At 72.0% G+C, this 25,638-nt stretch carries 25 protein-coding genes; 9 read left to right on the top strand and 16 right to left on the bottom strand.

Annotation, left to right across the window (positions count from 1 at the left end; genetic code table 11):
• Positions 1 to 361: 361 nt before the first annotated feature.
• Genes FFT10_RS15800 through FFT10_RS15780 form a run of 5 tightly spaced genes read right to left on the bottom strand, consistent with a single transcriptional unit; the run spans position 362 to position 6,479 of the window.
• Positions 362 to 2,737 carry an MGH1-like glycoside hydrolase domain-containing protein gene (locus FFT10_RS15800; protein WP_137733817.1) on the bottom strand — a complete coding sequence of 792 codons (2,376 nt, stop codon included), beginning with the start codon at positions 2,735 to 2,737 and terminating at the stop codon, positions 362 to 364.
• A gap of 31 nt (positions 2,738 to 2,768) precedes the next feature.
• Positions 2,769 to 3,779, bottom strand: coding sequence for an aldo/keto reductase (locus tag FFT10_RS15795; protein ID WP_137734008.1), 1,011 nt, complete (start codon positions 3,777 to 3,779; stop codon positions 2,769 to 2,771).
• 19 nt (positions 3,780 to 3,798) lie between these two features.
• A complete protein-coding gene (locus FFT10_RS15790; RefSeq protein ID WP_137733816.1) occupies positions 3,799 to 4,641 on the bottom strand; it encodes a class II aldolase/adducin family protein in 843 nt (280 codons plus the stop codon).
• Between the two features lie 9 nt (positions 4,642 to 4,650).
• On the bottom strand, positions 4,651 to 5,655 hold the full coding sequence (locus FFT10_RS15785) for a DMT family transporter (RefSeq protein ID WP_137733815.1): 1,005 nt from the start codon (positions 5,653 to 5,655) through the stop codon (positions 4,651 to 4,653).
• A complete protein-coding gene (locus FFT10_RS15780) occupies positions 5,652 to 6,479 on the bottom strand; it encodes an acyl-CoA thioesterase (protein ID WP_162520817.1) in 828 nt (275 codons plus the stop codon). Before FFT10_RS15780 ends, FFT10_RS15785 begins: the two co-directional genes overlap by 4 nt.
• A 162-nt stretch (positions 6,480 to 6,641) precedes the next feature.
• On the opposite strand from FFT10_RS15780, the gene FFT10_RS15775 reads away from it, so the two are divergent.
• The gene (locus FFT10_RS15775; RefSeq protein WP_137733813.1) at positions 6,642 to 7,565 is read left to right on the top strand and encodes a hypothetical protein; all 924 of its coding nucleotides are present in this window, start codon (positions 6,642 to 6,644) and stop codon (positions 7,563 to 7,565) included.
• 14 nt (positions 7,566 to 7,579) lie between these two features.
• Positions 7,580 to 8,086, top strand: coding sequence for a CinA family protein (locus tag FFT10_RS15770; protein ID WP_137733812.1), 507 nt, complete (start codon positions 7,580 to 7,582; stop codon positions 8,084 to 8,086).
• 33 nt (positions 8,087 to 8,119) lie between these two features.
• Here the strand turns inward: FFT10_RS15770 and FFT10_RS15765 are convergent, their stop codons facing one another.
• Complete coding sequence (locus FFT10_RS15765) at positions 8,120 to 9,904, bottom strand: nitric oxide reductase activation protein NorD (RefSeq protein ID WP_137733811.1); 1,785 nt, start codon at positions 9,902 to 9,904, stop codon at positions 8,120 to 8,122.
• Complete coding sequence (locus FFT10_RS15760) at positions 9,901 to 10,713, bottom strand: CbbQ/NirQ/NorQ/GpvN family protein (RefSeq protein ID WP_137733810.1); 813 nt, start codon at positions 10,711 to 10,713, stop codon at positions 9,901 to 9,903. Before FFT10_RS15760 ends, FFT10_RS15765 begins: the two co-directional genes overlap by 4 nt.
• A 188-nt stretch (positions 10,714 to 10,901) precedes the next feature.
• Here FFT10_RS15760 and FFT10_RS15755 point away from each other — a divergent pair, with 188 nt between their 5' ends.
• Positions 10,902 to 11,888: a tripartite tricarboxylate transporter substrate binding protein gene (locus FFT10_RS15755; RefSeq protein ID WP_137733809.1), complete on the top strand. Its 987-nt coding sequence runs from the start codon at positions 10,902 to 10,904 to the stop codon at positions 11,886 to 11,888.
• Here the strand turns inward: FFT10_RS15755 and FFT10_RS15750 are convergent.
• From FFT10_RS15750 to FFT10_RS28760, 3 genes are read right to left on the bottom strand one after another with little or no spacing between them, the layout of a single operon-like run.
• On the bottom strand, positions 11,863 to 12,627 hold the full coding sequence (locus FFT10_RS15750) for a CoA-transferase (RefSeq protein WP_137733808.1): 765 nt from the start codon (positions 12,625 to 12,627) through the stop codon (positions 11,863 to 11,865). The genes FFT10_RS15755 and FFT10_RS15750 overlap by 26 nt on opposite strands.
• Positions 12,624 to 13,475, bottom strand: a complete 852-nt coding sequence (locus FFT10_RS15745; protein WP_137733807.1) for a CoA transferase subunit A — start codon at positions 13,473 to 13,475, stop codon at positions 12,624 to 12,626. Before FFT10_RS15745 ends, FFT10_RS15750 begins: the two co-directional genes overlap by 4 nt.
• Before the next feature lie 16 nt (positions 13,476 to 13,491).
• The gene (locus FFT10_RS28760; RefSeq protein ID WP_137733806.1) at positions 13,492 to 16,107 is read right to left on the bottom strand and encodes a flavin-containing monooxygenase; all 2,616 of its coding nucleotides are present in this window, start codon (positions 16,105 to 16,107) and stop codon (positions 13,492 to 13,494) included.
• A 197-nt stretch (positions 16,108 to 16,304) separates the two neighbouring features.
• Here FFT10_RS28760 and FFT10_RS15735 point away from each other — a divergent pair, with 197 nt between their 5' ends.
• The 5 genes from FFT10_RS15735 to FFT10_RS15715 are packed head-to-tail and all read left to right on the top strand — an operon-like array spanning position 16,305 to position 20,086.
• Complete coding sequence (locus FFT10_RS15735) at positions 16,305 to 17,177, top strand: Tll0287-like and HAMP domain-containing protein (RefSeq protein ID WP_137733805.1); 873 nt, start codon at positions 16,305 to 16,307, stop codon at positions 17,175 to 17,177.
• A gap of 34 nt (positions 17,178 to 17,211) precedes the next feature.
• Positions 17,212 to 18,687: a serine/threonine-protein kinase gene (locus FFT10_RS15730; RefSeq protein WP_137733804.1), complete on the top strand. Its 1,476-nt coding sequence runs from the start codon at positions 17,212 to 17,214 to the stop codon at positions 18,685 to 18,687.
• Between the two features lie 44 nt (positions 18,688 to 18,731).
• Positions 18,732 to 19,667 carry a UDP-3-O-acyl-N-acetylglucosamine deacetylase gene (gene lpxC / locus FFT10_RS15725; RefSeq protein WP_137733803.1) on the top strand — a complete coding sequence of 312 codons (936 nt, stop codon included), beginning with the start codon at positions 18,732 to 18,734 and terminating at the stop codon, positions 19,665 to 19,667.
• A gap of 13 nt (positions 19,668 to 19,680) precedes the next feature.
• Entirely contained in the window at positions 19,681 to 19,866 is a 186-nt protein-coding gene (locus tag FFT10_RS15720; RefSeq protein ID WP_137733802.1) for a hypothetical protein, read from the top strand.
• Positions 19,867 to 19,876: 10 nt separating this feature from the next.
• The gene (locus FFT10_RS15715) at positions 19,877 to 20,086 is read left to right on the top strand and encodes a hypothetical protein (RefSeq protein ID WP_137733801.1); all 210 of its coding nucleotides are present in this window, start codon (positions 19,877 to 19,879) and stop codon (positions 20,084 to 20,086) included.
• Positions 20,087 to 20,108: 22 nt separating this feature from the next.
• Here FFT10_RS15715 and FFT10_RS15710 read toward each other — a convergent pair whose 3' ends face one another.
• From FFT10_RS15710 to FFT10_RS15695, 4 genes are read right to left on the bottom strand one after another with little or no spacing between them, the layout of a single operon-like run.
• Positions 20,109 to 20,567 (bottom strand): tetratricopeptide repeat protein, encoded by a 459-nt coding sequence (locus FFT10_RS15710; RefSeq protein ID WP_137733800.1) that lies wholly within the window; start codon positions 20,565 to 20,567, stop codon positions 20,109 to 20,111.
• 41 nt (positions 20,568 to 20,608) lie between these two features.
• Positions 20,609 to 21,151 (bottom strand): crossover junction endodeoxyribonuclease RuvC, encoded by a 543-nt coding sequence (ruvC, locus tag FFT10_RS15705; protein WP_137733799.1) that lies wholly within the window; start codon positions 21,149 to 21,151, stop codon positions 20,609 to 20,611.
• A 14-nt stretch (positions 21,152 to 21,165) separates the two neighbouring features.
• A complete protein-coding gene (locus FFT10_RS15700; RefSeq protein WP_137733798.1) occupies positions 21,166 to 22,140 on the bottom strand; it encodes a phosphatidate cytidylyltransferase in 975 nt (324 codons plus the stop codon).
• The gene (locus tag FFT10_RS15695) at positions 22,137 to 22,778 is read right to left on the bottom strand and encodes a lysophospholipid acyltransferase family protein (RefSeq protein ID WP_137733797.1); all 642 of its coding nucleotides are present in this window, start codon (positions 22,776 to 22,778) and stop codon (positions 22,137 to 22,139) included. The genes FFT10_RS15700 and FFT10_RS15695 overlap by 4 nt, the downstream gene beginning before the upstream one ends.
• Positions 22,779 to 22,945: 167 nt before the next feature.
• On the opposite strand from FFT10_RS15695, the gene FFT10_RS15690 reads away from it, so the two are divergent.
• Complete coding sequence (locus tag FFT10_RS15690; RefSeq protein WP_162520816.1) at positions 22,946 to 23,569, top strand: CHRD domain-containing protein; 624 nt, start codon at positions 22,946 to 22,948, stop codon at positions 23,567 to 23,569.
• Between the two features lie 105 nt (positions 23,570 to 23,674).
• Here FFT10_RS15690 and FFT10_RS15685 read toward each other — a convergent pair whose 3' ends face one another.
• Positions 23,675 to 24,289: a c-type cytochrome gene (locus FFT10_RS15685; protein WP_137733796.1), complete on the bottom strand. Its 615-nt coding sequence runs from the start codon at positions 24,287 to 24,289 to the stop codon at positions 23,675 to 23,677.
• Positions 24,286 to 25,527 carry a PQQ-dependent sugar dehydrogenase gene (locus tag FFT10_RS15680; RefSeq protein WP_174246117.1) on the bottom strand — a complete coding sequence of 414 codons (1,242 nt, stop codon included), beginning with the start codon at positions 25,525 to 25,527 and terminating at the stop codon, positions 24,286 to 24,288. The genes FFT10_RS15685 and FFT10_RS15680 overlap by 4 nt, the downstream gene beginning before the upstream one ends.
• Positions 25,528 to 25,638 lie beyond the last annotated feature (111 nt).

The raw sequence follows: 25,638 nt of genomic DNA, 5'->3' as shown, positions 1-25,638 counted from the left end.
CGGAGGCGGGTGCAAACCCCGACCGCACCACCAAGGCGGCCGTGACCTGCCCGTTGCCCGAAGGCATCGACCTGAGCGGCGCGCGCAGGCCCGCCATGGCGAGCCAGTTCCCGGGCCGTGTGCTGGTGCTAATCGCCGCCAACAAGGCCAACGTCAAGCACAGCGAACGCTGTGCAGCGATGAACACCATCCGCCGCGATGCGGCCGACGACGCGCATGTGATCTTCGGTGCTGCCTGCCAACCGCCACCAGGCCGCGGCCAAGATGGAAGCGCTGTCGCGCAATGGCATGGACGAGATCGAGATTCCCGCCTTCCCGCGCAAGCAGGCGGCGGGAGGCCGGCGGGCGCGCGTGGCGTGCCTCAGCGCGTGTCGGGCAGCGTCACCACCTGCAGCGCGGCGATGTCGGCCGCATTGAGCGGCCCGCCGGCGCCGCCGGCGCCGCCGTAGCTGGCATTGGCCTGCAGGTGGCTCATGTTGAAGAAGTCGGCCAACTCGGCGCGGTAGCGGCCTGCCGGCAACTGGCAGCGCAGCATCGTCGACAGCCGCAGCGGATGGCGGTCGCCGTCGGGTTCGATGTGGGGCATCTGCACGACGCCCTGCGCCACTGCCTGGCCAGCGCTGTCCCGCACCCGCAAGACCTTGACGGCATTGGTCACCCCGGTCTGCGTCTCGTGCGCATGGTTGTCGTACAGCAGTTCCAGGCCGACCGGGCCCGCGCGGTCGCGAACGAACCAGTCGCCCAAGGCCAGCCGCTGCACCGAATTGTCCAGCCGCACCGGTGCGCTGAGGTGCGACCGGTGGCCCGAGGCCATGCCCATCGCCTCCACCGCATAGACATGGGCCACGCCTGGCTGCGCCTGGTGGTCGGTCCAGGTGGGGGCGGCCAGGCCGGTGGCCACCGGGTGTCCATCGCGGTAGATGTTGAAGCGCAGCGCCTCGCGGTAGGCTGGGGCAGCGAACTGCAGCACGGTGCCGCCGGGCGTGCGGTCGAGGGACAGCACCTGCGGCACATCGGGCGCGAACACCCGCGCATCCGCCCGGTCCATCGCATCGACGGTCGCGACCCGCGCGATCCGTGTGTCGCCGGGCACCGGCGAGCCAAACGCCACCGTGATCCGGTTGTCGCCGGCAGCCAGCTGCTGCGGCCCGATCACGCCGTTGATCGCCTGGCCATTCAGCGTGACCTGCAGCACCGGGTAGTGGGCGGGCCCGGCCGCGTCGGCCGGCATCGGTGGCAGGGCCAGCGCAATCTCCAGCCGGTGGCCGCGCCAGCGCAGGCCCGACAGGGTGGCGGCCGCGCCGTCGCCCAGCGCGCGCCGTGCGGCGGTGGTCAGGAACGGGGCGATGTGCAGGCCGTCGCCGGTCACCCGCCAGCCGAAGACGCTCTCGGCGACGGCGCCCAGGTAGCCGGCCACCGACCACAGCTGCCGCCGCGAGTTGATGACCGGGCCATCATCGAACTGCGGCAGGCCGGTCAGCCACTCCAGGTTCTCCATGTTCGACAGGTTCAGTGCTGCGCCCCGCAGCAGCGAATCGAAGGCATGGCCGGCGATGGCCGGGTTGCCCACCTGAGCGGCAGCGCGGAGTGCGTAGGCGGTGACGAAGGGCCAGATCGCCCGGTTGTGGTAGACCGGCACGCCCGGTTGCTGCGGCGCCAGCACCGGCGCCCCGAACGGCGCATGCGGATAGCGGGCCAGCGCCTCGGCGGCCCGCTGCGGCGGCGCCACGCCGCTGACCACGGCCAGCGCCGTGCCCAGCAGGTCGAACTTGTGCAGCGCGATCGGGTGGCCGTCGTCGCTGGTGAGGCTGGCGTACTGCTGCGCCTCATCGAGCCAGAACACCCGGTCGATCGCCGTGCGCAGATCGGCCGCCCAGCCGGCATGGCGCGCCGCCGCAGCGGCATCGCCCGCGGCGTCGGACAGCTGCGCCAGCAGCTGCAAGGCCTGGAAGTGCGCCACGTTGGTCGACAGCGCACGCGCGCCGGCCATGCGCGCCAGCTGGTCGGTGATCCAGGGCGCGCAGCTCTGCACCCGCCAGTCCAGGAAGGACTGCTCGCCGCCATAGAGGCCCGAGGCGGGGTCGAATGCCGCCAGGCGGTCGGCCTCGACCGTGCCTTGCAGGGCAGCCCGCGCGCGGTCGGCAAACGCCTGCCGCGCATCGCCGTCCAGCATGTCCAGCACGCTCTGGGCGGCCCAGGCCCAGCTCACCCGGTCGGTGCTCACCGGCCAGCTGCCGCCCGAGCCGGTGTCCTGCACGATCTGGGTGCTGCTGGCCGGCAGGCCGGCCCGCGGGGTGATGCCGTCGCGCCAGCCGCTGGTCTTGAACAGCAGCGATGTCGCGGTGCGCTCCGGGTCCAGCCAGGCCAGGCCCAGGTGGGCCGCGTAGGCCAGGTCACGCGTCCAGACATAGTGCCAGCGCTCGCCGGTCTGGAAGCCGCGGCAGGGGATGGGCTGGCCGCCGTTGTAGGCGGCGTCCTGGATCGCGTCCACGCTGTTCAGGCGGGCGTCGTCCACCGCCATGGCAAACAGCGCGTCGAACAGGGCGCTGGGCGATTGCACGCGGGGCGCGTCCGGCAGTTCATCGATGCTGCGCTGCTGCGCCGCGCCGTCGCGCTGCGCCTGGCTGGACTGCAAGGTGAAGCGGCGGGTGCCGTCGGGCCGCAGCGTCACATCGGCGCGCACGGTTTCATCGCGGCCGCTGGCGTCGCCAGGGTAGGGCGGGAATGTCTGTTGCATCGGTGCGCCGGGTGCCGCCCGGCAGCGGGTCTCAGCCGGCCTTGGTGCGCCGCCCCACCAGCGGATAGGCCGGATCGTTGAATCCCGGTGTCGACGGGTGGCCGGGGGCCACCAGGCCGTCGATCAGGGCTTCATCCTCGGCGGTGAGGCTGCAGTCCAGCGCGGGCAGGTAGCTCTCCCATTGCGCCAGCGTGCGCGGGCCGGCGATGACCGAACTGACCATGCGGTTGGCCAGCACCCAGGCGGTGGCGAACTGCGCCAGCGTGACGCCCCGGGCCTCGGCATGGCCTTGCAGCTGCTGGGCGATGGCCAGGCTCTCGGCGCGGAACTCGGTCTCGGCGATGCGCTTGTCGCCGCGGCCGGCGCGGCTGCCGGGCTCGGGCTGGGCACCGGGCAGGTACTTGCCGGTCAGCACGCCGCGGGCGATCGGGCTGTAGGGCACCACGCCGATGCCATGGTGGTCGCAGGCCGGCAGGATCTCGACCTCGGGCATGCGGTTGAGCAGGTTGTAGTACGGCTGGCAGACCACCGGCCCCGGCATGTTCAACCGTGCCGCGCCGTGCACCAGCTCGGCAATGCGCCAGCCGCGGAAGTTGGACAGGCCCCAGTGGCGGATCTTGCCGCCGCGCACCAGGTCGTCCAGCGCCCGCAGCGGTTCTTCCAGGTCCATGCCCGGGAAATCCCGGTGCAGGTAGAGGATGTCGATGTGGTCGGTCTGCAGCCGCTGCAGGCTGGCTTCCACCTGGCGCAGCATCCAGATGCGAGAGTAATGGCCCTCGTTGGGCCGCTTCGACATCGCGTTGCCCAGCTTGGTGGCCAGCACCCAGTCATGCCGGTGCGGCCGGATCAGCGTGCCCACCATCGATTCCGACGCGCCGTGGGTGTACACATCGGCGGTGTCGATGAAATTCACGCCGGCGGCGTGGGCATGGGCGACGATGCGGCCGGCCTCGGCCGCATCGGTCTGGTCGCCGAACATCATCGTGCCCAGGCACAGGGCCGACACCTGCAGGTTGCTGGTGCCGAGGCGGCGGTACTGCATCAGGGTGGGCGCCGCCAAGTCAGTCGAACAGCTCGGGGTCGGTGCGGCAGATCTCCTGCCACAGCGGCTGGAAGTGCGTCCAGCCCACGGCCGCGCTGCCGGCGTTCTCGCGGGTGTACACCGCGTTGGCATGCGGCACCAGCTTGGGCGTGCCGGCGGCCATGGCCATCAGCTGGGCCTGGGCGCAGCGCTCGAAGCAGACATACCAGAACACCGCCTCGTCCACCGACGCACCCACGGTGAAGTGGCCGTGGTTCTGGTGGATGGCCGCGCGGTTCTGGCCGAAGGCGCGGGCGAAATCGGCGCCGGCCGAGGTCTCGAACACCACGGCGCCGCCATGCTCGGCGATGACCACGTTGTTCTCGTAGAACACGCAGGCGTCCTGGGTCAGCGGATCGAGCGGCACGCCCAGCGCGCTGAAGGCCTTGCCGTAGACCGAGTGCGCATGCGCGGCGGCCACCACGTCGGGCCGGGCCGCGTGCACCGCGGCATGCAGCACATAGGCGGCGCGGTTGACCGCATGCTTGCCGATGACGACTTCACCATGGTGGTTGACCAGCAGCAGGTCCGACACCTTCATATGGCGGAACGACAGGCCCAGCGGGTTCACCCAGAAATGGTCGGGGAACTCGGGATCGCGCACGGTGATGTGGCCGGCCACGCCCTCGCCGAAGCCGAAGCGGCCGAAGATGCGCAGCGCACCGGCCAGCTTCTGCTTGCGCCGCAGCCGCTCGGCCGCCACCGTGGGCGCTGGCGCCATCTGGTCGGCGCCGATCACGGTCACCTGCTTGGGCGTGAGGGGGATGCCATCGATCATCGGGACCGTGGCGGCGGCGGTGGGGGCGTCGGGTGTGTCGATCATGGCCAAAGCTTAGTCCTTTGCGGTGGGGCTGGGAACTGGTGATTTCTGCCGAGCCGGGCTGCGCTGCCACTGCATGTACAGCACGCCGGTCAACACGATGGCGCCACCCAGGATCTGCGCGGGCAGCGGCTGCACGCCGAAGAACAGCAGCGAGATCAGCACCGCGAACACCGGCACGGTGTTCTGCCACATGCCGCCGGTCTGGATGCCCAGGCGGTTGACGCCGGTGTTCCAGGCCACGGTGGCCAGCGCGGTGCAGAACACCGCGGCGATCAGCAGCTGCACCACCGGCAGCGGCGCGGGGCTCAGGTTGGGTGCGCCGGCCAGGCCGGTGGCGCGGGCCAGCGCCCAGAAGCCGAACAGCCAGGGCAGGGCCCACACCGTCGTCAGCCAGGTGCGGCGCAGCTGCGGCGTGGTGGGCGGAAACCAGCGCTGCGCCAGGATGGAATAGGCCGTCCAGCTGCAGATGCCCAGCACCACCAGCAGCTCGCCGCCCCGCGGCTGCAGTGCCACACCCACCGCCGGCCCGCCGGCATCCACCAGGGCCTGGCTGCGGCCGGCAATCGCGATGCCCGCGCCGATCAGCGTCAGCGTGGTGGCGCCCCAGAAGCCGCGCTCCAGCCGTGCGCCGGTCATCAGCCGCGACACCACCGCCACGTACACCGGCGATCCGGCCGAGATGGCCGCCACCGTCATCGGATGGGTGCGGAACAGCCCCAGGTTGTAGAGCACCAGGAAGCCGGCCACGCACCCGCTCAGCACCGCCACCCGCCACAGCGGGATGGGGCTGCGCAGCTGCGCCGGCCCCTGCGAGACCAGCACCATCGCGCCCAGCAGCACCGTGGCCACCACATAGCGCAGCGGCGACACCCAGAACGGATCGAAGTGCTTCAGCAGCGCGGCCGACAGCGGCAGGTTCAGGCCCCACAGCACCGCAGCGAACAGGTAGCCCGCGGTGCCGACCAGCAGCGCCTGGCGGGCGGTCTCGGCCGGGGCGGGGCCGGCGCTGCTCACCCGGGGGCCTTGGCACCGCCGTCAGGGCTGCGCACCAGGGCCAGCTGCCGGGCCTGGGCCACCAGCTGGCCATCGGCATCCCACAGCGCGCCATCCTCGATCACCCGGCCGTCGCGCAGGTCCTGCGCCCAGAAGGCGCCCATCAGCCAGCCCGGCGCCGGCCGGCCGCGCAGGTGCACCGTCAGTTCAATGGTCGGCACCCAGCCCACCATGCCCAGCAGGCCGAACACCGCGGGCGGGAAGGCATCGGCCATCAGCAGGCAGCCCAGGGCGTCGGGTGCGCGGCCGTCGGCAAAGCGGATCCAGCCGCTGACCCGCGCCTCGCCGGCAGCGCCGGGCACGGCCTGGTCGGGGTGCAGGCGGATGTCCAGGCGGTTGAGGATCGGCAAGCCCACGCCCTGGGCCGAGGCCGAGCGGCCGGGGCAGGCCTCGGGCGGCGGCAGCACGGGGCGCGGCAGGGCGATGACGGGCGGCGGCTGGCTGCCGGCGGCGCCCAGGTCGCCCATGGCCGCCAGCAGCTCCATGCGGGCGCTGCCGTCCTGCACCAGCGTGGCCCGCACGGTGCTGAGCGTGCGGCCGCTGCGCAGCACCTGGGTGTCGATCTCGCAGGGCTGGCCGGCCAGCCCGGGGCGCAGGTAGTGCACGGTGATGCTCAGCGCATCGGGCTGGTTGGGCGTGGCCTGGCGCAGCGCCTGCGCGGCCAGCGCCAGCAGGTAGCCGCCGTTCGGGTTGGCGCCGATGTTCCAGGCCGGGTGCACCGTGCCGGTGTAGCGGCCGGGGCGGTCGCCGGGCCACACCCGGGTGTCGTCGTCGAAGGCGCTCATGGGCGGGTGTTGTGGCGGGTGTTGTGGCGGTTGGTGCGGCGGGCGGTGCGCAGGGGCGGGCGGTGGCGGGGCATGGACCCAGTGTGCCGAAGCCGGCGCCGCGGGTGCACCGCCTCGGTGACAGCCGGCCCGTATCATCCGGCGTCCACCGAAAGACCTGCCATGTCCGGCCCCCTGCTTGCCCGCGCCAGTTACGAGTTCATGCAGCGCATCGCCCGGTTCAGCGGCGTGCGGCGGGCCACGATGGCCCGGGCGCGGCAGGGCCAGCCGGCCGACGGTCCGCTGCCCACCGCGGCGGCCGATCCGGTGCAGGCCAGCGCCAGCACCGCGGCGATGCTGGCGGATCTGGAGCGCGATGGCCTGGCGCCGCACCTGCGGCTGCGCCCCGACGTGGTGGCCGACATCCAACGCTGGGCCGACAGCTCGCCCTGTTTCGCCTACGAGAACCCGGCCCACGGCTTCCTGCCGCACCAGCGCACCCAGGCCGAGGCGGCGCTGGGCCGTCCGATCCTGAAGGCGGTGTACTTCAACCCCGAGCAGGGCTGCGCCGCGATGCGGGCGGTCTGCGATTCGCCCCAGGTGCATGCGGTGGCCCAGGCCTACCTGGGCGCTGGCGCGCAGCTGGTGTCGCGCCAGCTGTGGTGGACCTTCCCGACCGATGCCGACGAGAAGACGCGCAAGAAGGCGGCGCACTTCTTCCACCGCGACATCGACGACTGGGCCTTCCTGAAGTTCTTCTTCTACATCACGCCGGTGCAGGCCGGCGATGGCTCGCACCACTTCGTGCTGCAGTCGCACCGGCCGGGCTGGAAGCAGCTGACGGTGGAAGGCTTCCAGAAGAAGCGCTGGACCGACGAGCAGGTGCGCCGGGGCTACGGTGCACCGGCCATGCGCGAGCTGCACGGCCCGGCCGGCCTGGGCTTTGCCGAGGACACCTTCGGTCTGCACAAGGCGCAGTCGCCGTCGGTGCACCCCCGGCTGCTGGTGAGCCTGGTGTTCCAGCGCAACGACTACCACCTGGAAGACCACAGCCACCTGCGCACCCAGCTGCTGGTGCCGCCGGTGGCCCAGGGCCAGGCAGCCTGAGAACGGACACAGCCATGGACCTCGACACCCTGTTCGCGCTGGGCCAGCGCGTCGGCGACAAGCTGGTGGCCCGCGGCGAGACGCTGGCGGTGGCCGAATCCTCGGCCGGCGGGCTGCTGTCGGCGGCGCTGCTGTCGCGGGCCGGTGCCTCGGCCTACTACTTTGGCGGCGCGGTGCTGTACACCCGCCGCTCGCGCCGGCTGCTGACCACGCTGACCTCGGACGACACCGTGGGCATGCGCTCGTCCAGCCCGCCCTATGCGGCGCTGCTGGCGCGCCACCAGCGCAGCCGCTTCCGCGCCAGCTGGGGCCTGGCCGAGACCGGCGCCGCCGGCCCCGACGGCAACACCTATGGCGACCCCGCCGGCCACAGCTGCCTGGCGGTGGACGGCCCGGTGGCCCTGGACCGCATGCTGCGCACCGGCCACGGCGACCGCGCCGCCAACATGCTGGCCTTTGCCGCCGCAGCGCTGCAGCTGCTGGAGGCGGCGCTGGACGCCGCGCCGCCGCCGGCCGCCTGACCGGCTGACCCGAGCCGCTGCGCCGGCCCGCCGTCAGGCCGGCCGCGCCAGCAGCCGCACCAGCGCCAGCATGCGCGCCGGCAGCGCGTCCACCGCCTCCACCACCCAGTAGCGGTGCGGCGGGCAGATGCGGCGCATGTAGTCGTGCGCCGCGGCGTCGACCGACAGATGGAAGCTGGCCACGCCGGCCCGCCGGGCCTCGCGCAAGGCCTGGGCGGTGTCCTGCAGCCCGTGCTGCAGCGCCTGCGTGCCCTGGCCGTAGTCGCGGTCCTGCGGGTAGCCGTCGGACAGCACGATCAGCGCCCGGCGCTGCGACGGCTCGGCCAGCAGGCGCTGGGTGGCATGGCGCACCGCCGCGCCGGTGCGGGTGCCGCCCTGCGGCTTCAGGGCTGCCAGGGCCGCGCCGGCCGCGGCGGCCCAGGGGGCATCGAAGTCCTTCACCAGGTCGATGTCGACCTGCAGCCGCCCGGCGCCCGAAAAGCCGAAGACCGCATGCCGGTCGCCCATGGCCTGCAGCGCCTCGCACAGCAGGCCGGCGGCGTCCTTGGTGACGTCCAGCACCCGCCGCGGCGGCTGCAGCGCGGCCTGGTTCTGCCGGCTGCCGAATGCATGCCAGAGCACATCGTCGGCTGCCGTCTCGGCCGGCGTGGCCTGGTGGTCGGGGATGGCGAAGCCGGTGCTGCTGCTGCAGTCCAGCAGCAGCGCCACGCTGAGCGAGCGCTGGTGCAGCGGCCGTGCCTGGTAGACGCGGTCGTCGCTGGCGGCGCGGGCGGTTCGGCGGGCCACCTGGGCATCGAGCGCGGCATCCAGGTCCACTGCATCGCCATCGCTCAGCCGGCGTTCGCGCCGCGGTGCGCCGGCCAGCGGGCTGGCAAAGCGCTGCCGGATCTGGCGCACCAGCGGCGCGTGCCGCCGGCGCAGATCGGCCAGCGCCTGCAGATCGTGGCCGACCAGCGGGCGCTCGTGCACCGCCACCCAGTGGCGGCGGTAGGCCTGCAGCTGGGCATCCCACTCGTCGTACAAGGTGGTGCGGACCTCGGCGCCTGCCGGGCCGGCCGGCGCAAGCCGTGGCCGCGCGGTGCGACCACCCGCGGCAGGCTGGCCCATGGCCTCGGTTGGCGGCTGCGTCGATGGGTCGGCAGCGGCCCGGTCAGCCTCCGACAGGACCATGCCTGCTCCGTGCGCCTGCGGTGCCGGGCTGGCAGCCGCTGGCGCGCCGCCGGCGCCCGGGCCGGCCGCGCTGCCATGGCCTGGCGGCCCGGCCGCTGCCGGGTCGGCCGGGCCCACGGCAGGCTGGATGCGCAGCCACGCCGGCGCCGCCCGCCGCACGCGGCGGCGTCCCAAGGCCAGCAACTGCTGGTGCCAGTCCAGCGCCTGCTGCAGCGCGGCGGCCGCCGTGGCCGGTGGCGGGCCGGGCGGCTGGTGGGCGGCCACCCAGGCTGGCAGGCGCGGGGCCGGGTCCAGCGCCAGATCGGCCTGCGCACCGGGAAAGCAGGCGGCCAGCCGGGCATCGACGCGGCGGCCGTCCAGCCACAGGAACAGCCGCCGCAGCAGCCGGCCCTGCGCCGGGCGGCCGAGGCCGGCGGCCAGCCCGTCCAGCGCCCAGCGGCCGTCGGCCTGCCGGTCCAGCACATGGCGCAGCACCTGCAGGCGTTGCCGTGCCGGGGCGGCGGCCGGGTCCAGCGCCAGCACGCCGGCATCGCCCAGGCCGCCACGCCAGCGGCTGGCACCGGGCAGCGGCTGCAGTTGCAGGCCGGGCACATCCAGCGCGGCGGCCAGCAGCCGCCAGGCCTCCGCCGGGCCGGTGCCGGGGCTCACGGCAGCAGCACGTCGATCAGCTCGCGCGCGGCCTGGGCCAGCGCGGGGTCGTCGCCCAGTGCGTCGGCCAGGGCCACGGTGCAGGCGCGGCGGGGTGCGATGCCCTGCCGCATCAGCTGGGCGGCATGGACCAGCGCCCGGGTGCTGACCCCGTCGCCCACGCCCTGGGCCTGCAGCGCACGCAGCCGCTGGGCGATGTCGGTCAGGCGGTCGGCCTGCGTGGCATCGATGCCGCTCTCGTGCACCACGATGCGGGCTTCCAGGGCCGGCGGCGGATGGTCGAAGGCCAGGCTCACGAAGCGCTGGCGGGTGGAGGGCTTCAGGTCCTTCAGCAGCGTCTGGTAGCCGGGGTTGTACGACACCACCAGCAGGAAGTCGGGCGCGGCCTGCAGCAGCTCGCCGGTCTTCTCCAGCGGCAGCACGCGGCGGTGGTCGGCCAGCGAATGCAGCACCACCGTGGTGTCGCGCCGGGCCTCGACGATCTCGTCGAGGTAGCAGATGGCGCCGCTGCGCACCGCGCGGGTCAGCGGGCCGTCGGTCCACACCGTGCGGTCGTGCAGCAGCAGGTGGCGGCCGACCAGGTCGTTGGCGGTCAGGTCTTCATGGCAGGACACGGTGACCAGCGGCACGCCGGTGCCGCCGCCGGCCGCGCGCACCCGGGCGGCCATGTGCTCGATGAAGCGGGTCTTGCCACAGCCGGTGGGGCCCTTGAGCAGCACCGGCAGGCGCGCCGCCCAGGCGGCCTCGAACACCTGCACCTCGTCGCCGATCGGCTGGTACCAGGGCAGGTTCGGTGGGTGGTCGTCCATGAGGCGGCCGATGCTACGGGCGATGGCCGGCCCGGTCCAGCAGCGGCCCGGTTGATGCGGACGGCCGGTCACGCAGGCGACATCGGCCACCGGTTCCCGTTGCCAGCGCGGGGTTCCTGCTCGTCATCCCGCATGGTGCAAGGCAGGCTGCGCTGGTCAGATCACGGCCTCAACCCTGGAGGCATGGCATGACCGACCAACCCACCCACCCCCGTCGCCGCACCGTGGTGGCCGGCCTGGGCGCCGCACTGGCCGCCCCCGGCCTGGCCCTGGCACAGGCGCCCCGCTGGAAGCCCGAGCGCCCGATCACCATCTACAACCCGTTTGCGGTGGGCGGCATCACCGACCTGCACATGCGCCTGGTGGGCGAGAAGGTTGGCAAGGTGCTGGGCCAGCAGGTGCTGGTGGAAGCCCGCGCCGGCGCGGCCGGCACCCTGGCCCCGGCGGCGCTGATGACCGCCAAGCCCGATGGCCACACGCTGGCGGTCTACACCATCAACAGCCTGCGCTACCCGCACTACCAGCCGGTGAACTGGCACCCGACCAAGGATTTCAGCTTCATCACTGGCCTGTCGTCGTACACCTTCGCGCTGGTGGTCAAGGCCGATTCGCCGTGGAAGACGGTGGAGGACCTGTTCGCCGCCGGCAAGGCCAGCCCCGAGAAGCACACCTACGGCACCAGCGGCATCGGCGGCTCGGGCCACCTGATGATGATCGAGATCGAGCAGAAGGTCGGCTCGAAATTCACCCACATCCCGTACAAGGGCGGCGCCGAGTGGATGCAGGCCCTGCTGGCCGGGCAGATCGACTTCCTGGCCGATGCCTCGCAGTGGGGCCCGTTCGTCGACGACGGCCGCTGCCGCATCCTGGCGATGGTGACCGAGACCCGCCTGCCCAAGTACCCGAACGTGCCGACGCTGCGCGAGCGTGGCATCGACGCCATCGGCCAGAGCCCCTACGGCCTCGTCGGCCCCAAGGACCTGCCGCCGGCCATCGTGCAGAGCCTGTACGACGCCTTCAACGACGCCAACAACGACCCCGCCACGCTGGAACTGCTCAGCCGCTACATCCAGGTGCCGTGGAAGAAGAACCCCACCGAGTACCGCGCCTTCGCCGAGGGCTACTTCAACAGCGTCAAGCCGCTGCTGATCAAGGCAGGGCTGGCGAAAGCCTGAAGACCTGCTGCGCGAACGCCGGGTACACCTCGGCGATCTGCGCCGCCACCGGCCCGCGCAGCAGCGCCAGGCGGTGCGCATCGGGCGTGGCGGTGGTGGGCACGGTGGCTGGCAGGTCGAAGTCGAAGCCGGTCTGGTCGCGCACTTCTTCCACGGTGTGGCCGGGGTGCACGCTCTGCAGCAGGAAGCGGCCCTGTTCGCGCTGCCAGCGGAACAGGCACAGGTTGGTGATCAGCGCCACCGGCCCGCCAGGGCGGTGCACGCCGGGCTCCGACCGGCCTGGTGCGCTGATGAAATCGACCTGCCGCACCAGCGTGCGGCGGCTGTGCTCCCAGCGGAACAGCACCACCCGCGGCACCAGATAGTACAGGTAGGCCGAGCCGAACGACCCCGACCAGCGCACTGGTGTGGCCGGGTATTCTCCGGTGCCCACCAGGTTGATGTTGGCCTGGCCGTCGATCTGCCCGCCGCTGAGGAAGAACGCGTCGATGCGGCCGCGGCCGGCCAGGTCGAACAGCTCGGCGCCACCGTTGGTGAAGCGGTTGTGGGCCTGGCTGCCGAGGATGGTGACCCGCGTGGCCGGCCCGGCGGACTGGCTGCTGAGCTCGCGGGCCAGCAGCGCACCGGCACCGGGGATCGGCGACAGCATGCCCACCGCCACGTTGCGCACGCCGGCCAGCAGGTCGGCGATGGTGCTGGCGTACAGCTCCTCGGGGCGGATGGGCGTGCCGTCGGTCATGCGGCCACCGCCTGGCCCGCCAGCGCGCGGCGCAGGTGGTCGGCAAAGCCGTCGTCGCTGCGGGCGGCCTGCTGGTACTGGCGCACCGCGTCCAGGTCGCAGCTGCCGTCCAGCGCCATCGGCCAGCAGCCGCCGGGCACCACGGCCAGCGCGGTGATCAGCGCGGCCGGGATCGTGCCGGCGGCCAGGGCCTCGTCGGCGAAGAAGTTGCCGGCCACGCGTTCTTCCACCGTCACCAGCACGGTGTCGGCGGCATGGGCCGCCAGCAGGCGGTCGCGGTCGCGGCCGATCCACACATTGCCCTCGGCATCGGCGCGCGCGGCATGGAAGATCGCCACGTCGGCGTTGAGCGCCGGCAGCACCACGATCGGGTCAGGGCCGGTGCCGGGCGCGGCCACCGGGTTGTCGATGACCTTCCAGTCCGGCCGGTGGCGCAGCAGATCGGAGCCGATGAGGCCGCGCAGCGGCGCGAACGGCTGGCCCTTGGCGCCGGCCTGCAACGCGGCGTAGACCGCCGGGCAGGTGGCGTCCAGCACCTTCAGCGTGCCGGCCTTCACCGCGGCCGAGAAGCGCGGCGCCGGCCCCAGTTCATGCAGCGAGATGCCCGAGGTCTCGACGCTGGCCACGCAGCCGGCGCCGATCAGCAGATCCACCAGCATGCCGCTGGCCGGGTAGGCCGCGGTGGGCAGGGTGACGATGTGCAGGCCGCGCACGCCGCGGCGGATCAGCGCCAGGCCCAGCGCCATCGGCACATCGGGCTCGTCGCCCTTGTGCACGGTGACGCTGGCGCCATCGGGCACCAGGGCGGCGAGGTCGTCGACAGTGGGGGAGGGGGTGGTGCGTGTCATGCCGCCATCCTCGCGCTCAGGCCGCCACCGTGGATCGGGCAAAAAAGCCGCGCAAGGCTGCAGCCATCTGCGCCCGCACCGGCTCGCCCGAGACCACCACGTCGATCATCGTCAGCGAGGTGTGGGTGTGGCCGCGCGCGGCGATGTGCTGCACCCGGTTGCCGGCGGCCTCCAGCGCGCGGGCGTAGGCGGCGCCTTCGTCGCGCAGCGGGTCGAACTGGCCGGTGACGATGCAGGCAGGCGGCAGGCCGGCCAGTGACTTGGCGCGCAGTGGGGCGATGCGCGGATCGTGCCGGTCGGCTTCGTCGGCGTAATGGTCGAAGAACCACTGCATCAGCGACGCGGTCAGCACATAGCCTTCGGCGTTCTCGCGGTAGCTGGCGGTGCTGCGCTCGCCGTCGGTCACCGGCGTCAGCAGCAGCTGGCCGGCAATCTGCGGGTTCTCCGGGCCGCCCTGGTCGCGCGCCAGCTGGCACACCACCGCCGCCTGGTTGCCGCCAGCGCTCCAGCCGGCCACGGCCACCGGGCCGGGCGCGCCGCCCAGCGATTCGGCGTTCGCCGACACCCAGCGCAGCGCGGCCATGGCGTCGTCCACCGCGGCGGGGAAGCAGGCCTCGGGCGCATGGCGGTAGTCGACCGAGACGATCAGGCAGCCGCTGCGCACGCACAGGTCGCGCAGCAGCGGGTCGTCGCTGTCGGCGCTGCCCAGCACCCAGCCGCCGCCGTGGTAGTACAGCACCACCGGATGCGGGCCGGGGGTGGCGGGGCGGTACAGCCGGTAGTTGAGCGGGCCGGCCGCGCCGGGAAAGCTGCCGTCTAGCACCTCGCCCACCGCCGGGCCGGGCGGCCGGGCGGCGTTCAGCTGCGCCAGGAAGGCGCGTGCGGCCTCCGGCGGCATGGAATCGAAGGTGGGCAGGTTCATCGCCGCCAGCATGTCCAGCACCATGCCCACGTCGGGCTGCAGCTGGCGCACCACGCCGTCGTTGCAGCGTTCGCCGGCCGGGCCGCTGCGGCGCAGGCCCAGGTCGCCGCGGGCCACCACCTCGTCGCAGGCCTTGCGGTAGGCGTCCACCCCGCCCACGTAGGGCAGGAAGACCCGCGGCTTGCCCGGCACGTTGGCGCCCATGTACCAGCTGTCGGCGCTGGGGAAGAGGGTGATCGCGGCGCAGTCCTGGCTGTGCTGCATCCAGCCGGCCTCGGCCTGGGGCGTGGGCTCGATGGTGCTGAGGCCGTCGCTGCGCAGGCGCACCAGGCAGTCGCTGATCCAGTCGACATGCTGCTCGATCGACACCATCATGTTCGACAGCACCGACGGGCTGCCCGGCCCGGTGACCATGAAGAAGTTGGGGAAGCCCACCGACATCAGGCCCAGGTAGGTGATCGGTCCGGCGGCCCACTTGCCCTTGAGCGTGACGCCGTCGCGGCCGGTGATGTCGACCGCGACGATGGCGCCGGTCATCGCGTCGAAGCCGGTGGCGTAGACGATGGCGTCGAAGCGCATCGATTCGCCGCCCACGTCGATGCCGGTCTCGGTGATGCTGGTGATCGGCTGCCGGCGCAGGTCGACCAGGCGCACATTGGGGCGGTTGTAGGTCTGGTAGTAGCCGGTGTCCAGGCAGGGACGCTTGGTGCCGAAGTGGTGGTCCTTCGGGCTCAGCAGCTCGGCCGTCTCGGGGTTGTGGACCACCGCGCGGATCTTCTCGCGCACCTTGCCGGCGACGATGGCGTTGCTGTCCGGGAACAGGATCTGGTCGGCGAACACGCCCAGGATGGGGATCAGCTCGCCGGTCTTCCAGGCGGCCTCGAAGCGCTCGGCGTGCACATCGGGCGGGCTGTAGCGGCCGTAGATCTGGGTGGGCTCGCTGGGCACGCCGGCGCGCGACCACTTGGCCGCCAGCCGGTAGGCGTCGCGGTTGGCTTCCAGCGGCGCGCGGCGCTCTGGCGCCACCGGGCCGTTGCCGGCGGGGATGGAATAGTTGGGCGTGCGCTGGAACACGGTGAGTTGCGCCGCCTGCTCGGCGATCAGCGGGATCGACTGGATGCCCGATGAGCCGGTGCCGATCACCGCCACCCGCTGGCCGGTGAAATCCACCCCCTGGTGCGGCCAGCGGCCGGTGGAATACACCGGGCCCTGGAAGCGGCCGGCGCCAGGGATGTCGGGCGTCTTGGGCACCGACAGGCAGCCGCTGGCCATCACCAGGTGCTGGGCGCTGAGTTTGGCATCGGTGCTGGTGCGGATGCGCCAGCGGTTGGCCGCAGCATCCCAATGCGCCGCCTCCACCTTGGTGTTGAACTGGATGTCGCGCCGCAGGTCGTAGCGGTCGGCCACGAACTGGGCGTAGCGCAGGATCTCGGGCTGGGTGGCGTACTTCTCCGACCAGGTCCAGGCGGTTTCCAGCGCCGGGTCGAAGCTGTAGGTGTAATCCGTGGTGGGGATGTCGCAGCGGGCGCCGGGGTAGCGGTTCCAGTACCAGGTGCCGCCCACGTCGTCGGCGGTTTCGAGCACCTGCACACGGAAGCCCAGCCCCCGCAGCTTGTGCAGCAGGTACAGGCCGGCAAAGCCCGCGCCCACCACCACCACATCCACATCGGCGGCGCGCGCGCCCCCTGCTGTCGCACTGGAATCGGCCATCGCTGTCTCCTGCTGGGTCGGCGCGCCGCGCCGGGGTTGTTGTGGCAACCATCTTGCACGGGGCGCGGTGGTGGTGTGCGGCGGTTTTCCCGGAGGCTGGCGGGCCACATTGCGCCAGGCTGGTGCAGCGGCGGGGCCTGCAACTTGCGTGAGAATTGGCGCCGCAACCGGGCCGGCGGGTCCGCGGAAGGATGTCGATGAAGCTGCTGGCCAAATTCAATCTGATCTTCGTGAGCGTGGTGACCGTGGGCATCGCCATCAGCGGCTGGATCACCCGCGACCTGCTGCAGGCCAATGCCCGCGAGGAGGTGCAGAACAACGCCCGGCTGCTGATGGAAAGCGCCACCGCGGTGCGTGGCTACACCGCCGGGCAGATCACCAAGCTGCTGCAGGCGCAGATGGAGCATGAGTTCCTGCCCCAGGCGGTGCCCAGCTACTCGGCCACCGAGGTGCAGAACGCGCTGCACGCCAAGTACCCCGAATACGCCTACAAGGAAGCCACGCTCAACCCCACCAACCCGCGCGACCGCGCCGTGGGCTGGGAGGTCGACATCGTCAGCCACTTCCGCAATGCCGGTGAGCTGAAGGAATTCGTCGGCCAGCGCGACACGCCGGCCGGCCGCTCGCTCTACGTGGCGCGGCCGTTGCGCATCACCAACCCGGCCTGCCTGCAGTGCCACAGCAGCGTGGAGGCGGCGCCCAAGACGATGGTGGCGAAGTACGGCCCGGCCAACGGCTTCGGCTGGCAGCTCAACGAGGTGGTGGGCGCGCAGATCGTGTCGGTGCCGATGGACGTGCCGTTGGCCCGGGCCGAGCGCTCCTTCAAGTTGTTCATCGGCTCGCTGGTGGGCGTGTTCGTGGTGGTCGGCCTGCTGCTGAACCTGATGATCTGGAAGCTGGTGGTGCAGCCGGTCACCCAGTTGTCGGCGCTGGCCGACCGGGTCAGCCAGGGCGACCTGGCCGCGCCCGAGTTCGCCGCCAGCAGCCGCGACGAGATCGGGGTGCTGGCCGCCAGCTTCGCCCGCATGCGCGCCAGCGTGGTGCAAGCGATGAAGATGCTGGACGACTGAGCCGTCCGCCGCGCCTGCCCAACGCACGTCCTCCATGGCCCACCCTGAACGTCTCGGCAAGTACCGCGTCACCGGCGTGCTGGGCGAGGGCGCCATGGGCATCGTCTACAAGGGCTTCGACCCCGACATCCAACGCGAGGTGGCGATCAAGACGATGCGGGTGGCCGCTGACGCGGACGCCGGGCAGGGCGTGTCGTACGCCGACCGCTTCCGCAACGAGGCCCAGGCCGCCGGCCGGCTGCAGCACCCCGGCATCGTCGCGGTGTACGACTTCGGCCGCGACGCCGGCGTCGACTACATCGCGATGGAGTACGTGCGCGGCAACACCCTGAGCCGCTACATCACCCAGGCCGTCAGCGAGCGGCTGGACATCAACGACGACGATGTCGCCAGCATCATCGGCCAGCTGCTCGAGGCGCTGGACCATGCCCATGAGCAGGGCGTGTGGCACCGCGACATCAAGCCGTCGAACCTGATCATCACGCCCAGCGGCAAGGTCAAGGTGTCGGACTTCGGCATCGCCCGCATCGAGAATGCCGACCTCACCCAGGCCGCCAGCCTGATCGGCACGCCGGCCTACATGGCGCCCGAGCGCTTCCAGGGCTTGGCCGTGGACCGGCGGGTGGACCTGTACGCCACCGGCGTGGTGCTCTACCAGATGCTGACCGGCCGGGTGCCGTTCAGCGGGCCGCCCGAGACCATCATGTACAAGGCGGTGCACGAGCCGCTGGTGCTGCCCTCGCGCCTGCCCGGCCTGCACCGACTGGCGCCCTATGACGAGCTGCTGACCCGCGCCCTGGCCAAGCGCGCCGAAGACCGCTTCGCCAACGCGGTGCAGTTCATGGACGCGCTGGAAGCAGCGATGGGCCGCCTGCACCCCGACAGCATCTCCAACGCCACCATCACCGCGCTGATGCCGCCACCGCTGGTGGCACCGGGCGACCTGGCCACCAATTCCAGCCTGCCCACCGGCTTCAGCCCTGACGACCTGGCCCTGGCCGCGGCCCGGCTGGGCCGGCATGTGGGGCCGATGGCGGCGGTGCTGGTCAAGCGGGTGGCCCGCGGCTGCCCCGACCTGCCCACGCTGTACGCCCGCCTGGCCGAGCAGGTGACCGACCCGACCGCCCGCCTGGCCTTCGCCCATGAATCGGCCACGCTGACCACCGGCACCGGCAAGCCCGCGGCCACCGGCACCGGCAGCCGGCCGGGCATGCCCACGAACACCGGCGCGCCCACCAACACCCACACCGCCAGCGCGCGCCACCCCACCCAGCCGGCGCCCACCAGCACCGGCGGCAGCGCCGGCCTGGCGCCGCCCAGCGCGGCCATGGTCGAGGCGGCCCAGCGGCTGCTGGCCCGCCAGGTCGGCCCGATCGCGCCGCTGCTGGTGAAGAAGGCCCTGGCCGCGGCGCCGCAGCGCGATGCCTTCATCCAGCGGCTGGCCCAAGCGGTGGACGACCCGGCCGCACGCGCCCGCCTGCTCGACGAACTGCGCCGCCTGCCCCACTGACGGCGGCCGCGGGCCCGGCCGATCTGCGGGACAATCCGGCCCTCATGCTGCAGCAACGCACCCTCCGATCGATCACCCGCGCCGTGGGCGTGGGCATGCACAGCGGCCAGAAGGTGGAGCTGACGCTGCGCCCGGCGCCGCCGGACACCGGCATCGTCTTCCGCCGCGTCGACCTGGCCGTGCCGGTGGAGATCCCGGTGCGCTGCGACGCGGTCAGCGACACCCGCATGGCCAGCACCATCTCGGCCGGTGGCGACCCCGGCGCGCCCAAGGTGCAGACCATCGAGCACTTCATGAGCGCCTGCTGCGGCCTGGGGCTGGACAACCTGCAGGTCGACATCACCGCCGACGAGGTGCCCATCCTCGACGGCTCGGCCGCCAGCTTCGTCTTCCTGCTGCAGAGCGCCGGCATCGCGCTGCAGGATGCGCCCAAGCGCTTCCTGCGGGTGAAGGAGCCGGTGGAGGTGCGCCAGGGCGAGGGCAAGCGCCTGATGTGGGCCCGGCTGGAGCCGTACCACGGCTTCAAGCTCAGCTTCGAGATCGACTTCGGGCACCCAGCGGTCGACGCCACCGGCCAGCGCGTCACCTTCGACATGGGCTCGGGCCGCTACAAGCGCGACATCGCCCGCGCCCGCACCTTCGGCTTCACCAAGGATGTGGAGGCGATGCGCTCACGCGGCCTCACGCTGGGCGGCAGCATGGACAACGCCATCGTCGTCGACGACAGCCGCGTGCTCAATGCCGACGGCCTGCGCTACGACGACGAGTTCGCCAAGCACAAGATCCTGGACGCCATCGGCGACCTGTACAACGCCGGCCACCCGATGCTGGCCCACTACACCGCCTACAAGAGCGGCCACGCGCTGAACAACCTGCTGCTGCGCGAACTGCTGTCGCGGCCGTCGGCCTGGGAACTGGTCAGCTTCGACAACGCGGCCGACGCGCCGGCCGGCTTCGCCGAGCTGGCGCCTGCCTGGTGAGGGCGGACCAGCGATGCTGATCTTCCGCCTGGTCTTCGGCCTGCTGTTGCTGGCCAGCCTGCTGTGCTTCGCCATGTCCATCGGCACCGGGCAGGTGGTGTGGCGCCGGCGCGGCATGCTGCTGCTGAAGTGGGCCCTGCTGGCGGCCATGGGGTTTTTTGGCGTGCTGATCCTCGAGCGGCTCGCTCTGATGCTGTAGCCTTGGCCGCATGACTGTGCTGTTTTGGGTGGGTGGTGTGCTGCTGGCGTTGACGGCCTTGCCGGCGGCCTTTTTCTTCGCGCTGCATCTGGGCACCGGCGAGCCGGTGCCCCTGGCCCGGGCCAAGGCCCTCTACCACTGGGCGGTGGTGGTGTTCCTGGGCACCTTCGACATCGCCATCTTCACCAAGGTGGTCCAGGGGATCATCCTGGTCTGGTAGCGGCTGCTGCGCCGCAGGCCGCTCAGGGCTTGGCGCGGGCCAGTGCGTCCTTCAGGTCGGTCAGCTCGGGGCAGCCCGACGGGCAGGCCTTGGCCAACGCGGCCAGCTGAGCCTCGGCCTGGGCGCGGCGGTTGGTCTTCAGGTACAACTCGCCCGCGTACTCCAGCGCGCCGCGATGGGCCGGATTGATGCGCAGGGCTTCGTTGTAGTGCTGCTCGGCGGTGGCGTAGTCGGGTGTGGCCTGGCTGCGCAGGGCAAAACCCATCAGGTTGTGCCAGTCGGCGTTGCGCTCGTCGCGCACGGCCCTCAGCGCGTTCAGCGCGCCGGGCCAGTCGTTGGCGGCGATGCGGGCGCGTGCGGCACCCAGCGGGTCGGCTGCCGGCGCGGCGGCACGGGGGGCGGGTGCGGGTGTGTCAGCCGCCTGCAGCGGCAGGGCGCAGGCCAGCAGGGCGGCGGCGGTCAGGCAGAGGGTGGCGCGCATGGTCAGGCTCCTTCGGGTTCGCGTGAGTGTCGCGCAAGCCGTCAGTAGGTGCGACCGGCCTTGTACTGACCCTGGCTGCGCCGTTGCTTCGCGCCGCCCAGCGCCTCGAAGTGGCGCGCCGCATGGGCATGGATGATGGCCAGGCCCAGCGCGTCGGCCGCATCCTTGCCCGGCAGCCCGGGCAGCTGCAGCAGGCGCATGACCATCTCCTGGATCTGCGGCTTGGTGGCCAGGCCATGGCCGACGATGGCCTTCTTCATCTGCAGCGCGGTGTACTCGGCCACCGGCAGGTCGTCGCTGACCAGCGCGGCCAGCGCCGCGCCGCGGGCCTGGCCCAGCAGCAGCGTGCTCTGCGGATTGACGTTGACGAACACGATCTCCACCGACGCCGCCTGCGGCGCATAGCGGCGCTTGACCTCGGCCACGCCGTCGTAGATCACCTTCAGCCGGCCCGGCAGGTTGCCGCGCGCCACCTCCAGCGTGCTGATGGTGCCGCTGGCCACGTAGGTCAGGCGCGCGCCGTCGATGTCGACGACGCCGAAGCCGGTGCGCTGCAGGCCAGGGTCGATGCCGAGGATGCGCATCAGGTTGTCGCCATTCAGGGCTTGAGCTGGAAGTACCAGCGCACCGAGTGGAAGAACACCGGCGCCGCAAAGCACAGCGGCGCCACCCGGTCGAGCAGGCCCACCGCGCCGGTGACCGAGCTGGTGTTGCCCCAGTAGCGCACGCCGGCATCGCGCTTGAGCGCGCTCATCACCAGTTCGCCCAGCGTGCCGGCGGCCGCGGCGATGGCGGCCATGGCCAGCGCCTGGCCGGCCTTGAACGGCGTGATCCAGAACAGCGCCACGCCCAGCGCCGCGCCTGCGGCGATGCCGATGCCCCAGGCGCGCAGCGAGAAGCTGCGGTCGATGTGGCGGGCCACCGGCCGGCGGCGCAGGCGGCGGCTGGCGGCCGTCTGCGCCAGCTGGGCGCCGGCGGTCACCACCACCAGGAAGAACAGCAGGAAGGCGCCGCGCCCGGCATGGCCGGGAAAGTCCAGCAGCACCAGCGCTGGCGCATGGCTGAGGCCGTAGCCGCAGACCATGATGCCCCACTGGATCTTGGCGTTGCGCTCCAGGAAGCGCTGCGGATCGCCCGCCAGCGCGCTGACCACCGGGATGGCCAGGAACACATAGACCGGAATGAACACCGAGAACAGGTCGAAGTTGCGGTTGGCCACCAGCACGTACTGCAGCGGCAGCACGCCGAAGAAGGCCAGCAGCAGGCTGCGGTGGTCGCCGCGGCGGGTCTTGACCAGGGTGACGTACTCGCGCAGCGCCAGGAACGACACCACGCCGAACAGCACCGTGGCGCCGGCCGGCCCCGACACCCAGGCCGCCCAGAACAGCACCGCGCCCACCCACACCGCGCGCAGCTCGCGGCGCAGGCGGTCATGGTGGTCGAGCTGGGCGCCGCTGCGCTCGCGCAGCGTCAGCAGCGCCACCGCCGCGCTGGCCAGCAGCAGCAGGCCGAACAGGATGACGAACAGCAGCGCCACCTGCTGGTCGGCGCTCCAGGACTTGAGCGCGTTCATCCGGCGCTGGTCTGCAGCTGCGATTCCACCGGCTGCAGCGCCACCACCGCGGCGCGGGCCCGGGCGAGGAAGTCGCGCTTGTCCTCGCCCTCGCCCAGCGCGACCGGCGTGCCGAAGGTGACGGTGCACAGGATCGGCACCGGTACCACCTCGCCCTTGGGCATGACGCGCTGCACGTTGTCGATCCAGGCCGGGATCAGCTGCACCTGCGGGAACTGCTGGGCCAGGTGGTAGAGGCCGCTCTTGAACGGCTGCGGCAGGCCCTTGTTGCTGCGTGTCCCTTCCGGAAAGATCACCAGCGAATCGCCGTTGCGCAGCGCCTCGACCAGGGGCTCCAGCGGATCCTGGTCGTCGGTGCGCTGGCGGCTGACATAGACGGCGTTGAACACTTCGCGGGTGATCCAGTGCTTGAAGCGGCCGGCAGTCCAGTAGTCGCGTGCGGCGATCGGCCGGGTGCTGGCGCGCAGCTCGCGCGGCAACGCTGCCCAGATCAGCACCCAGTCGAGGTGGCTCTGGTGGTTGGCGAAGTAGATGCGCTGCTCGGCCTTGGGCGGGCAGCCCTTCCAATGGCCCTGCGCCCCGGTGATCAGTCGGGCGATGAAGGCCAGCAGCAAGCCCATGGCGTCGGCGCGGGTCATGGGCCCGATGCTATCCGGTGGTCCGTGCCGCGCCCGGCGGGCGGCCAGGACAAGGTGCCCCCCCTTGCTCAGGGGGGCGCATGGCGGCGGAAGGGTCATTGAAGACGCCGTCGGCTTGCACTACGCTCCTGTTTGACATTTTTCACGCTCCCAACAGGTTGCCGTCCATGAAAAAGACGTTGCTCAGTCTGGCCGCGCTCGCGACGCTGACGATCACTGCCCCCAGCGCCCACGCCGTGGTGTACACCTTCAATGCGTCGCTCTCGGGTGCCAACGAGGTGCTGCCCACGGTCGGTGGCCCGGGCTCCGGCATCGCCATCCTCGCCTATGACACACAAGGCACCGTGTCGCTGCTGGACGACACCTACGATTTCGCGATGTCGGTCTTCGGGCTGACCGGCGGCACGGGCGGCAAGGCGGCGAATGCGTTCCACATCCACGGTGCTGCAAGCGCCACGGAAAATGGCCCGGTCCGGGTGTCGCTGGACGGCCCCCTGTTCACGGCCCTGAACGCCGGCAGCACCCTGTTGGTGGGTGGCAGCAACATCCTTGCGCCATCGATCGCGTCGACACCGGCCAGCAGCGTGAACCAGGGTTACGCGGCGATGAGCTTCCTGCAGATGCTGCAGGGCGGCCTGGCGTACGTCAACGTGCACACGACGCTCAACCCCGGCGGCGCGGTCCGCGGGCAGCTGATCCAGGTGTCGGCGGTTCCCGAACCGTCCAGCTACGCCATGCTCCTGGCCGGGGTTGCCGCCCTGGGCCTGCTGGCACGCCGCCGCGCGCGCTGAGCCCGCACGTCTTCCGTCGGTCAAGAGCCCGCTTCGGCGGGCTTTTTTGCGTCGGCTGGGGTCATGCCGGCGCCGCCTGTGGCCCGCAGGTGTTGCGGCCGCCAGTCAGGGGCGCGCGCCTGGTTGCACCGGCAGATGGGCGAGAAAGTGGGCCAGATCATCCAGCTCGTCGGCAGCCACGCCTGCCATGGCCTCGGTCATCGCCGGCTGGTAGCCCGCCCGGGTGCCGGCGCGGAAGCCGCGCAGCGCCAGCAGCAGGTAGTCCTCGCGCTGGCCGGCCACGCGTGGCACTTGGCGCGCGCCCTCGCCCTGGCTGCCGTGGCAGCCCAGGCAGTGCAGCCGCTGGGCCGCGGCAGCGCCGCGCGCCAGCCGCTGGGCATCGGGCGGGCTGGTGGCCGCGGGCGGCGCCGGCGGCAGCTTGCCGATGGCATCGGCGAAGCCGCGCAGGTCGTCGTCGCTCATCGTCTTGGCGATGGCGGTCATCGGGCCGCTGTCGCGTCGGCCGTCGCGGAACAGGAACAGCTGGGTGATCGCGTAGAAGCTGGGCTGGCCGGCCAGCGAGGGCGTCTGCGCCAGCGTGCTGACGCCCTGCGCGCCGTGGCAGGCGGCGCACTGGGCGGCATAGCGCTCGGCATAGGACGCCACCGTGGCCTGGGGCCAGGCCGCTGCCGGCAGCAGGCCGGCCGCAGCAAGCAGCGCCCGCCGAAGCGCCCGCCTCACGGCTGGTAGCTGACGCGGTAGATGGCGCCGTTGTGGTCGTCGCTGACCAGCATCGAGCCATCCTTCAGCACCTGCACGTCGACCGGCCGGCCGAGGTAGGCGTTGTTCTCGACGAAGCCGGTCATGAACGGCTCCGACCGGGCGATGCCACCCTTGCCGTCCGGCCAGGCCACCAGGATGTCGGCGAACTTCTGGGTGCGGTTCCAGGGGCCGTGGCGGGCCATGAAGATCGCGCCCTGGTACTTGGCCGGGAACATCTTGCCGGTGTAGAAGCGCATGCCCAGCGTGCCGGCGTGCGGGCCGGTCAGCATGGCGGGCTGGGTGTAGGTCTTGCAGTCCTTGCCCCAGCCGAACTCGGGGTCGGCAAAGTCGCCCTGGTGGCAGTACGGGTAGCCGAAGTGGTCCTTGCCGGGCTGGCCGACCCGGTTGAGGGTGTCGTTGGGCAGGTCTTCGCTCAGCCAGTCGCGGCCGTTGTTGGTGAACCAGAGGCTGCCGTCCTTGGGGTCGAAGTCGAAGCCCACGGTGTTGCGCACACCCTTGGCCACCGTCTCCAGCCCGCTGCCGTCGAGGTTCATGCGCTGGATGACGGCGAAACCCTCCTTGTCCTCGCAGATGTTGCAGGGTGCGCCGGTGGGCACGTAGAGCTTGCCGTCGGGGCCGATCTTGATGAACTTCCAGCCGTGCGGGATCTCGCCGGCCAGCTTGTCGTAGACCATCACCGGCTTGGGCGGCGCATCGAGCTTGGCCTCGATGTCGTCGTAGCGGGTGATGTCCTTGGGCGTGGCCACGTACAGGCTGCCCTTGTGGAACTCGATGCCGTTGGGCAGGAACAGCTTCTCGGCGATGGTCTTGACGGTGCGCTTGCCGCCCTGGTCGGTCACCGCGTAGATCTTGCCGGCGACGAACAGCGAGCTGACGAAGACCGTGCCCTTGTCGCCTTGGCGCATGCCGCGGGCATCGAGGATGCCACTGGCCCAGACCTCGGCCTTGAAGCCGGGCGGCAGCTTGATCTTGGCCAGCGGCAGGTCTGCCGCGGCGGTGGGGATGGGGAAGGCCGGCACCGGGGCCAGCTGCGCGCCGGTGCCGGCCTTGGGCCGGCCCTTGGCCCAGAAGGGCTCTTCCTCGGCCTTGGCCTGGCCGAAGGCGCTGCCGGCCAGCGCCAGGCTGACCAGGGGCACCAGGGCGCCGGCGGCCAGCGTGGCCAGCCAGCGGCGGGGTGGGGCGGAACGTGGGGTCATGGGCGTCTCCTGCGGGGGCTGACGCGGGGCGTCAGCGGGCGCGTCGTGCCGGGAGATGCCGGTCTCTGGACGCGCCGTTTGCAGGGTAGCCGCTGGGGCGGGGGTCTGCCC

The organism is Pseudaquabacterium pictum (genome assembly GCF_005403045.1).
Taxonomy (GTDB): Bacteria; Pseudomonadota; Gammaproteobacteria; order Burkholderiales; family Burkholderiaceae_C; genus Pseudaquabacterium; species Pseudaquabacterium pictum.
The sequence above is the reverse complement of the archived record's forward strand: the minus strand, read 5'-3'. Positions and strand labels throughout refer to the sequence as shown.

Excerpts from the sequence above, each read along its gene's own strand:
- FFT10_RS28760 (WP_137733806.1), bottom strand. The coding sequence starts at position 16,107 with ATGGCCGATTCCAGTGCGACAGCAGGGGGCGCGCGCGCCGCCGATGTG.
- FFT10_RS15745 (WP_137733807.1), bottom strand. The coding sequence starts at position 13,475 with ATGACACGCACCACCCCCTCCCCCACTGTCGACGACCTCGCCGCCCTG.
- FFT10_RS15735 (WP_137733805.1), top strand. The coding sequence starts at position 16,305 with ATGAAGCTGCTGGCCAAATTCAATCTGATCTTCGTGAGCGTGGTGACC.
- FFT10_RS15715 (WP_137733801.1), top strand. The coding sequence starts at position 19,877 with ATGACTGTGCTGTTTTGGGTGGGTGGTGTGCTGCTGGCGTTGACGGCC.
- FFT10_RS15695 (WP_137733797.1), bottom strand. The coding sequence starts at position 22,778 with ATGACCCGCGCCGACGCCATGGGCTTGCTGCTGGCCTTCATCGCCCGA.
- FFT10_RS15770 (WP_137733812.1), top strand. The coding sequence starts at position 7,580 with ATGGACCTCGACACCCTGTTCGCGCTGGGCCAGCGCGTCGGCGACAAG.
- FFT10_RS15680 (WP_174246117.1), bottom strand. The coding sequence starts at position 25,527 with ATGACCCCACGTTCCGCCCCACCCCGCCGCTGGCTGGCCACGCTGGCC.
- FFT10_RS15760 (WP_137733810.1), bottom strand. The coding sequence starts at position 10,713 with ATGGACGACCACCCACCGAACCTGCCCTGGTACCAGCCGATCGGCGAC.
- lpxC (WP_137733803.1), top strand. The coding sequence starts at position 18,732 with ATGCTGCAGCAACGCACCCTCCGATCGATCACCCGCGCCGTGGGCGTG.
- FFT10_RS15775 (WP_137733813.1), top strand. The coding sequence starts at position 6,642 with ATGTCCGGCCCCCTGCTTGCCCGCGCCAGTTACGAGTTCATGCAGCGC.
- FFT10_RS15730 (WP_137733804.1), top strand. The coding sequence starts at position 17,212 with ATGGCCCACCCTGAACGTCTCGGCAAGTACCGCGTCACCGGCGTGCTG.
- FFT10_RS15800 (WP_137733817.1), bottom strand. The coding sequence starts at position 2,737 with ATGCAACAGACATTCCCGCCCTACCCTGGCGACGCCAGCGGCCGCGAT.
- FFT10_RS15795 (WP_137734008.1), bottom strand. The coding sequence starts at position 3,779 with ATGCAGTACCGCCGCCTCGGCACCAGCAACCTGCAGGTGTCGGCCCTG.
- ruvC (WP_137733799.1), bottom strand. The coding sequence starts at position 21,151 with ATGCGCATCCTCGGCATCGACCCTGGCCTGCAGCGCACCGGCTTCGGC.
- FFT10_RS15710 (WP_137733800.1), bottom strand. The coding sequence starts at position 20,567 with ATGCGCGCCACCCTCTGCCTGACCGCCGCCGCCCTGCTGGCCTGCGCC.
- FFT10_RS15690 (WP_162520816.1), top strand. The coding sequence starts at position 22,946 with ATGAAAAAGACGTTGCTCAGTCTGGCCGCGCTCGCGACGCTGACGATC.
- FFT10_RS15750 (WP_137733808.1), bottom strand. The coding sequence starts at position 12,627 with ATGACCGACGGCACGCCCATCCGCCCCGAGGAGCTGTACGCCAGCACC.
- FFT10_RS15700 (WP_137733798.1), bottom strand. The coding sequence starts at position 22,140 with ATGAACGCGCTCAAGTCCTGGAGCGCCGACCAGCAGGTGGCGCTGCTG.
- FFT10_RS15780 (WP_162520817.1), bottom strand. The coding sequence starts at position 6,479 with ATGAGCGCCTTCGACGACGACACCCGGGTGTGGCCCGGCGACCGCCCC.
- FFT10_RS15720 (WP_137733802.1), top strand. The coding sequence starts at position 19,681 with ATGCTGATCTTCCGCCTGGTCTTCGGCCTGCTGTTGCTGGCCAGCCTG.
- FFT10_RS15790 (WP_137733816.1), bottom strand. The coding sequence starts at position 4,641 with ATGATCGACACACCCGACGCCCCCACCGCCGCCGCCACGGTCCCGATG.
- FFT10_RS15755 (WP_137733809.1), top strand. The coding sequence starts at position 10,902 with ATGACCGACCAACCCACCCACCCCCGTCGCCGCACCGTGGTGGCCGGC.